This is a genomic window from Thermomonospora echinospora, from assembly GCF_900108175.1.
Classification (GTDB): domain Bacteria; phylum Actinomycetota; class Actinomycetes; order Streptosporangiales; family Streptosporangiaceae; genus Thermomonospora; species Thermomonospora echinospora.
On record NZ_FNVO01000015.1, the window covers coordinates 162717 to 170377 of the forward strand.

The 7661-nt window shown below is 69.5% G+C and carries 9 protein-coding genes; 1 reads left to right on the forward strand and 8 read right to left on the reverse strand.

Annotated features, from left to right (window positions below; translation table 11 throughout):
- Positions 1 to 15: 15 nt before the first annotated feature.
- The 8 genes from C4U03_RS28275 to C4U03_RS28310 all read right to left on the reverse strand — a co-directional run bounded on the left by C4U03_RS28275 (position 16) and on the right by C4U03_RS28310 (position 6108).
- Positions 16 to 1176 (reverse strand): tyrosine-type recombinase/integrase, encoded by a 1161-nt coding sequence (locus C4U03_RS28275; RefSeq protein ID WP_103941852.1) that lies wholly within the window; start codon positions 1174 to 1176, stop codon positions 16 to 18.
- The gene (locus C4U03_RS28280) at positions 1176 to 1373 is read right to left on the reverse strand and encodes a helix-turn-helix domain-containing protein (RefSeq protein WP_235018215.1); all 198 of its coding nucleotides are present in this window, start codon (positions 1371 to 1373) and stop codon (positions 1176 to 1178) included. The genes C4U03_RS28275 and C4U03_RS28280 overlap by 1 nt, the downstream gene beginning before the upstream one ends.
- Complete coding sequence (locus C4U03_RS28285) at positions 1370 to 2989, reverse strand: replication initiator (protein WP_103941854.1); 1620 nt, start codon at positions 2987 to 2989, stop codon at positions 1370 to 1372. Before C4U03_RS28285 ends, C4U03_RS28280 begins: the two co-directional genes overlap by 4 nt.
- 118 nt (positions 2990 to 3107) lie before the next feature.
- Positions 3108 to 3836 (reverse strand): GntR family transcriptional regulator, encoded by a 729-nt coding sequence (locus tag C4U03_RS28290; RefSeq protein ID WP_103941856.1) that lies wholly within the window; start codon positions 3834 to 3836, stop codon positions 3108 to 3110.
- Positions 3837 to 3932: 96 nt separating this feature from the next.
- Positions 3933 to 4358 carry a hypothetical protein gene (locus C4U03_RS28295; protein WP_103941858.1) on the reverse strand — a complete coding sequence of 142 codons (426 nt, stop codon included), beginning with the start codon at positions 4356 to 4358 and terminating at the stop codon, positions 3933 to 3935.
- Complete coding sequence (locus C4U03_RS41330; RefSeq protein WP_200827524.1) at positions 4358 to 4522, reverse strand: hypothetical protein; 165 nt, start codon at positions 4520 to 4522, stop codon at positions 4358 to 4360. The genes C4U03_RS28295 and C4U03_RS41330 overlap by 1 nt, the downstream gene beginning before the upstream one ends.
- Positions 4523 to 4563: 41 nt before the next feature.
- On the reverse strand, positions 4564 to 4890 hold the full coding sequence (locus C4U03_RS28305) for a hypothetical protein (RefSeq protein ID WP_103941863.1): 327 nt from the start codon (positions 4888 to 4890) through the stop codon (positions 4564 to 4566).
- Positions 4891 to 5346: 456 nt separating this feature from the next.
- Complete coding sequence (locus C4U03_RS28310) at positions 5347 to 6108, reverse strand: GntR family transcriptional regulator (protein WP_200827525.1); 762 nt, start codon at positions 6106 to 6108, stop codon at positions 5347 to 5349.
- Between the two features lie 66 nt (positions 6109 to 6174).
- Between C4U03_RS28310 and C4U03_RS28315 the strand changes: the two genes are divergently transcribed.
- A complete protein-coding gene (locus C4U03_RS28315; protein WP_200827526.1) occupies positions 6175 to 7263 on the forward strand; it encodes a DUF1152 domain-containing protein in 1089 nt (362 codons plus the stop codon).
- Positions 7264 to 7661: the final 398 nt, after the last annotated feature.

A 7661-nucleotide genomic window follows, 5' to 3' on the forward strand; every position in this document is an offset into this window, starting at 1 on the left:
GTGACGGCAACGGCGTCAGTCTTCCCGATCTCCGAACAGCTCACCGGCCACGCGCCCGAGCCCGTCACGGTGGCTTTCGCTGTCGCCGTGGGTGTAGATCTCCAGCGTCACCGAGATACGCGCATGGCCCAAGATCTCCTTTGCGTCGCTGGGCGGGACGCCCATCTTCTTGAGCAGCGACGCCGACGTGTGCCGTAGGTCGTGCAGCCGGATCCGGCGCAGGCCCGCCCGATCGCAGATCCGCTCGAAGACGCGCGCCAGGTTCCGAGGCTCCACCGGCCGCCCGTTGCGGGTGGTGAAGATCAGGCCGGTCTCCTCCCAGTCGTCACCGGCCCGGCGCCGGGCGAACATCTGCCGTTCGGCCAGCTCGATCACCGCTTCCCTGGCGATCGGGAGCAACGGCAGGTGCCGACGACCGGCAGCGGTCTTGACCGGCGTCCGGGTGAGCTGGCCGTCCACCCGCTGCATCTGCCACTCGATCCGCATGACCTCCTCGTCCAGGTCGATGTCGTCCCAGGACAGGCCGAGGACCTCACCGCGCCGCAGGCCGTAGACCAGCAGCAGGACGAACGCCGGGTACAGCCGTTCGGTACGCGCAGCGGCCAGGAACGCCCGCGCCTCGTCCGCCGACCAGGGCTTGACCTTGCGGCCAGGTGTCGGCGGCAAGGTCGTCAGCCGGGCCGCGTTCACGGTGATCAGTTCCTCGCGCATCGCCCGCGTGAGCGCGGCGCCCAGGACCATGCGCATGATGTGGACGTTGGCCACCGAGTGACCGGCCTTGATCTGCTCGTTCAGGAACGTCTGCACCTTGGCCACCCGCAACCGGTCGAGCCGCTGCTTGCCGAGACCGGGCTTGAGGTAGAGCCGGACCGTCTGCTCGTACTTCTTGTAGGTGTTCCACCGGGTCGAGGGCCGGGCGATGTGCTCAAGCCAGTAGTCCAGGTACTCGCCCAGCTTCCACGGCTTGTCCGCGACCGGGACGCCCCGGTTGGACCGCTGCTGGGCCTCGACCAGCTTGCCGTGGACCTCCTCACGGGTCTTGCCGTACATGCGGACCCGCTTGTACGTGCCGTCCGTCGTCAGCACGTAGGCGGCGCCCTCCCACCGGCCGTCCTTGCGCTCGTAGATGGTCCCCTCACCGTTCGCCCGCTGTCTGGGCCGCTTGCCGTCCGCCATCAGGCCGCATCCTCTCTGAGCTGGGAAATGAACCTGTCGAGGGCATCAGCGGGGACCCGCCGAGCCCGCCCGACCGTGACCGACTCCAGTTCGCCGGATCGGATCAGGTCGTAGACCTTCCAGCGACCCAGCCGCAGGGCCGCCATGACCTCGGGAACCGTCAGCAACTTCGCCTCTGCCAGGTGACCGCCCCTCACGCCGCCCTCCCGGTTGCCGAAAGATCGGTGATCGTCTGGGTTGCTTGGTCGAGCAGGGCACGTTGCCGAACGCGTTCCTCGATGAGGACCAGGAGCCGGTGATCCAACGGCTTGACGTCCGGGTCACCAGGCCCGGCACGCTCCCAGACGTAGACGCCGGTCGGGTCCTCAGGCCGGGTTGTCGAAATCCCGGCCTCCGCCAGCCGGGCCAGCACCCACGCCTTGCGGTCGGCCTTGTGGTCGGCGAGGGTCTTGCCGGACCAGCGGCGGGAGACCAGCACCCGCCGGCCCCCGTAGCCGAGGTGTTCGCGGCGGTGTGCCTTGCCCTTGCAGAAGCCGGGGACCAGGCCGGGCCGGGGGTTCTTGGGCTGGACGCCGTAGCGCAGCCAGTTCGCACAGGTCGGGGAGCACGGTTCGTACCGCAACGCGTCGGCCAGTCGCTCGACGTGCGCCCGCTGCGCGTCGCTCTGCGCGGTGTGGCACTCGGCCACGTTCTTGATCAGGTACTTGGTCAGGTAACCGATACAGCGCCGCGCGTCCGGCGAGTCTGCCAGCACGCCCTCCGCGTGGACCTGTTCGCCGAAGCGGGCCACGTGCAGGGGTTCGGCCGCGTCGTCCTGGCCGATCGCGTCCAGCGCCTCATCCCAGGTGGGCAGCACCACGCCGGTATCACGATCGACATAGCCGCCACCGTCACCGGCCGCCGCGTCCCAGACCGGCAGCCGCCCGTTCGGATAGACGACGGTGTCGGTGGGAGGCCACCACACCTGGTGGTAGGTGGCCGCCGCCACCTGCCGCAGTTCCGCCCGGGAGATCGTCCCGCGGATCGCCATGTGCAGGTGCGGAGCCAACCGGCGTTGCGGTTCGACAGTGGCGAAGTACTGCACGTCAAAGCCGACGAACCGGCGCAGGTTCTGCACGAACCGGTCCACCAGCTTGGAGAAGTGCAGCGCGTCCCGCGCCGCCCGCCGGTAGTCGTAGGTGGCCGGATCGACCGGCGTACCGTCCGCCCGCACCTTGCCGTAGCTGTCGAGGGTGAGGGTGAGGAAGATCGACGGCCGGAAGGTCTTGCCGCCACGGCCGAGGAACGTTCGCCCGACCGTGCGGTTCTCCACCGGCCGCCGGGGCAGGTCCGGGACGTCCTGACGCCGCCGGGTCGAGCGGGTCCGCCGAGAAGGTTGGTCACCGGTCTTGAGGGTGCCGACCACCCCGGCCCGCTCGATCTCCCGGTCCAGTTCCAGGAGGAGGCCATCCCACCAGGCCAGGTCTCCGCCGTCGTCCGGCCCGTGGACCTCGACGCGATCCCGCCGGGCCTGGGCCTTGGCGCGCAACTCGATCAGGTAGCGCTGTTCGGCATCTGGGTCGGCCCGCTCGATGACGGGTTCGGAGTCGAGGTGCCAGCCCTGGGCACATTGGACGGCGCGGAGTTTGCGCTTGTGCTCGGCACACGGTGGGCAGACCGAGGCGAGGGTGTGGCCGCAGGGCACGTCCACCCGTTCGGTTTCGCCGGTGTGCAGGTTGACCCGGCGCATCGGTACCGGCCGGATGCACACGCCGTGTTCGATGGCGACGGCCTCGACCACCTCGCGCGCCAGTGGCGGAAGCGTCTTGACCATCGGTGATCCCGTATCAGGAGTGCTATCCATACAATCACCTAGCCTCTTCTCGACCACTCGTATTGTCGAGTTGCTATCCAATGTACGTGCGTGATGTGAGTCATTTAAGTGATCTAGATCACAAGGAGTAGGTGTCTTCGAGGTCGTGCAGGGAGCCGGGCAGCACGACCTCCACCACCAGGACCACGCGGTCGGTGGCGTCCACGACCGAGGCCAGCACCCCGAGCACCGGCTCATCGGGCGCGATGCCGAGCAGTTCGGCTTCTGAGCCGACCGGGTGGCGTGCGGTGAGGAGTTCTGTCACGTGGGACAGGCGTTCGCCGGTGCCGGCGGTCAGCAGCCGCCGCAGCGGCACGGTCAGTGGTCCGGAGGGTTCCAGGCCCGCCGCTTTGGCGACGTCGAGCGGAGTCCACACCGACACGACCTCACCGGGCGTGTCAGCGTCCAGGAAGCTCACCGAGCGGCGCAGATGCACCCGCGCCCCCTCCACCACCCCCAGCCGGGCCGCCACCCGGGCCGGGGCCGCCTCCGGGCCGACCTGGACGACCTTGACCGAGTCGTCGGTCTCCTGCCGGTCCAGTACCGCCAGGGCAGGCCGCCGTTCCTCGCGGTTCTCGGCGACCGCCCTGACGAAGGAGCCGCGGCCGTGTTCGCGTTCGATCTCACCCAGCAGGGCCATCTCCTGCAAGGACCGCACCACGGTGGGGCGGGAGACGCCGAACTCACGGACCAGATCGGCCTCCGAGGGCAGCTTGGAGCCGATCGGGTAGGTGCCGTCCTTGATCCGGCGGCGCAGCGTCTCCACGATCTGCACATACTTCGGCACGAACGCGCCACCAGCCGCCATCGAAACCACCCGACCACTCGACAACACGACCACCCCACACTAGCCACCCGCCCCCACCCCCGACCAGGACGTTCAACCAGGCCCTACGAGAGAGGATCATCGATCCGGCGCACCGCACAGGGCCAGGCACACCGTCACATGCAGATGCACCAGCGCCATCGCCGGAGCGATCGGCGCATCCGCCGGAGGCGGCGACCACGCGGCACCGGCCGGGGCACGCATGACCTCGGCCATCCACTCCCGCAGCCCACGATCAGGGCAAAACCCGGTGTGCTCGGCGGCGATGTCCTCCGGCGACCGGCCGGTCAACCGCGCCAGCTCCCCCACCCCGCGCTGCACGACGACCGCCAGCATCCCCACAAACCGCAACCGACCATGCCGACGAGACAACTCGACGGCCAGCCGCTCCACCTCCAAGAACGCCTGCTCGCTGATCCCGGTTCCCTCAGCCCCGAGGTGGACAAGGCGCAAACCCGCCTCCAACAGCCGCCGGACATCACGCGCCGCACCGGCCCGCCCCATCACCCCACCCCGTTGCGCGGTAGTCGGGCCTCCAGGTCCGCCAGCAGGTCACCGGCGTAACGCACCCGCCGCACCGCCAACGCCCGCTCGTCCGCGCTGATCGTCTGGGACGTCGTCCACGGCCCGTACACCCGGATCACCGCCCGCAGGTAGAGCACCTGCACGCCCACCTCCCCCACGGCCGGACCGGCCCTGTCCCGCCCACTCACCGGGCCGCCCCGTTCCCGGTCAACGCAGCGGCCACCTGATCGGCCACCCTCGCCAGATCCGTGACCGGCCCGATCGGCTTCCCGCTGTCGGCCCAGGTGAACAGCCACGCCCCGTTCAGGTAGTCGCAGCCCACCTCGACCGGCCGATGCGCCGCCCCCACCGCGACCACGGTCAACATCGGCACGCCGCTCCGCGCCACGATCCCGCACGCCAGCTCCTGCCGCCCGGCGAGCACCGCATCCAGCGCCGCCAGATGCAACCGGCGAGGCCCGAACGCCACCCGCACGTTCGCCGCCTCAAACCGCGCCCGATCAAAACCCATCGCGTCCACTCCCCACCCGTTCGAAGCGGGAACCGGCGACGCAGCGGCATGGCCTCCCCTCCAGGTACGGCCGACCGAAGGAGTCACCTGCCGCGCCGACCATCCACCACGCCGCCGGCCCCGCAGCCCAATCAGGCCGCCGTCGCCCGAGAAGAAGGCGAACACCACAGGCATTGCGTTCGCCGGAGGTTCGGTTCCGGCCCGCTCCCGAGAGCAGCCCGCCGTACCAGCAGGCTTCGCCTCGCGGACACCCACTTCCAGCCACGCCCCTTGCACGAGGGGCATTCCTTGGCCGTTCGCCCGTCGCTCATCTCACCTCGCCTGGTGATCTCGTCCGCGCTGAACATGCGCCTAGCCACTTGGTCATCTGGCTAGTGGCATATGCCAGCTCTGACAGAGTGGCATATGCCACTTGGGGTGGGCAAGGGGTCCTAAGGAATCCTCAGACGGCGCAGGTCAGTGAATCGTGTACTGCTGCTCGTAGGTCCAGGCGTCCGGCGGGTAGACGGCTTCGGCGAACTCCAACGGCCGTTCGTCCAGGTCGAACACCACGTGCCGGACGACGAGCACGGCGGCTGGACCGGTGAGACCGAACACGGCCAGCTCCTCCTCACCGGCCAGCCGTGCGGCCACCCGGTCGTATGCGTGCCGAGCCCGCCGGCCCGTGGTGCTCTCCACGTAGGCGAGCGTGCCCTCACGGATCCGGCCACGCTCGACCAGCCGAGGAGCGCGATCCGCGATGTCCGCCGGATACCAGGACGTCGATGTCTCCACCGGCTGATCATCGCGATAGGTGATCCGGTGTCGGCGCACCGCCCGTTGTCCACTCCCCAGCGCCAGTGCCTCGACCACGTGTGCGGGTGCCTCCACGATCTCGGCGGCCACGATCTCCGCCCGCTCGTTCGGCGGATAGATCCGGCCGGTCTGATCCGCCTTCTGGTACCGCTCGCGTGCCCGCCGGTTCAGGTCGTACCTGTTGAGCACGTAGGTCCCGGACCCGCGCCGGGACTCCACCAGTCCCTGAACCCGCAGCGCCTCCAGAGCCTTCGTCGCGGTCGGACGCGAGACGTTCCACTCCGACGCGATCTGCCGTTCGGACGGGACCTCGTCTCCAGGTTGGAGATCACCGCGCAGAATCCGATCGCGGATATGGCCCGCGATCTGCAAGTACTTCGGTAGGGACTGCTCCAGCTCCGGCATCGTTCCCGCCTCACTCACAAGTGGATAATGCCACCAGCCACCATACTGGCCACTGATCACGGGCCAGGGCCTAGAGTGCAAGCCGTGACTCGGCTCTACGTTGCCGCCGGAGGAGGAGGCGACGCCCTGGCCGCCGCCATCATCCACGCCGCCACCAGCAGCGAACCGGCCTACATCGCGACCTTCGCATGGGATCGCCTGCTCATAGATCCACTGCCCGGCCCCCGCAGTGCCAGGGACTTCACCGGCCTGCACCGACTCGGCGAACACGTCACCGCGATCACCCCCGACACCCGGCCGATCCCCCCGGCCGGATCCACGCTGCCGCGTCTGGCAGCCGAGATCAACGCAACCCTTGTCCTGCTCGACCCCACGAACGGCGCCACCGGCCTACGCGCCCAGCTCCGCGACCTGGCCGCCCTGCTCGCCGTCCCCCGCGCCGAGGTCATCGATGTCGGAGGCGATGCCCTGGCCCACGGCGACGAACCAGGACTACGCAGCCCCCTGGCCGACGCCCTGGCACTGTCCGCCTGCCACGACCTCGGAATCCCCGTGGGCGTCCTGATCGCCGGACCCGGACTCGACGGCGAGATACCCGAGCCCGACGTCCTGGCCCGCGTCGGCAACACCATGGCCGCTCGCCTCCACCAGGCCGACGCCGACCGCTACGCCCACGTCTTCGACTGGCACCCCTCCGAGGCAACCGCCCTGCTGGCCGCAGCAGCCCGAGGCGCACGCGGCACCGCCGAAGTCCGCGACAGCGGCCTACCGGTCACCCTCACCGACCACAGCCCCAACGCCTACCGGCTCACCCTCGCCCAAGCTCTGAGTATCAACACCCCAGCCCGAGCCATCCAGCACACGACGTCCCTGGACCAGGCCGAGGAGATCACCCGCACCCTGTGCGGCTTCTCCGAAATCGACTACGAACGCGCCAAGGCCACCAGAAACCGGCCCGCCACCCACACCACCATCACCGAAGACCTCGACCGCAAGGCCCGCGCCTACGAACGCGACGCCGCCGCCCGCGGCATCGACTTCCTCACCTTCCGCCGTCTGGCCGAAGTCCTGGGTCTGTCCGCCACCGTGACCGGACACCTACGCACCCACCTCATCGCCACACGCCCAGCGCACTACCTACCGCCGATCTGGGCGACAAGGCCGCTCCACTGATCATTGCCGAATTCAGCTTTTTGGGATCAAGAGCGGCGGCGCTGCGCGCCGCCGCCACGGCCCGCCGGCCACGCCGCCCGGCGCGTGCGGCGTGGGCGCCGGTCCCCGGGCGGCGAACCGCCGGGCCGCACACCAGCAGCCCGCGATCCCAAAGACTTCGGTCGCAAAGTAGCGACCCCTCGCAGGGGCAATGAGGACATGACGACGTGCCCGACTGAGCCGCAGATGACTTCCGGTTGCGACCCCTCGTAGGGGTGATGAGGACGTGCAGACGGACGGGAGCTTTCTCGTCTGGTCCGCCGTGTTGCGACCCCTCGTAGGGGTGATGAGGACGGCACCGAGTGGAACGTGTGGGCGTCCGGGTGGAAGTTGCGACCCCTCGTAGGGGTGATGAGGAC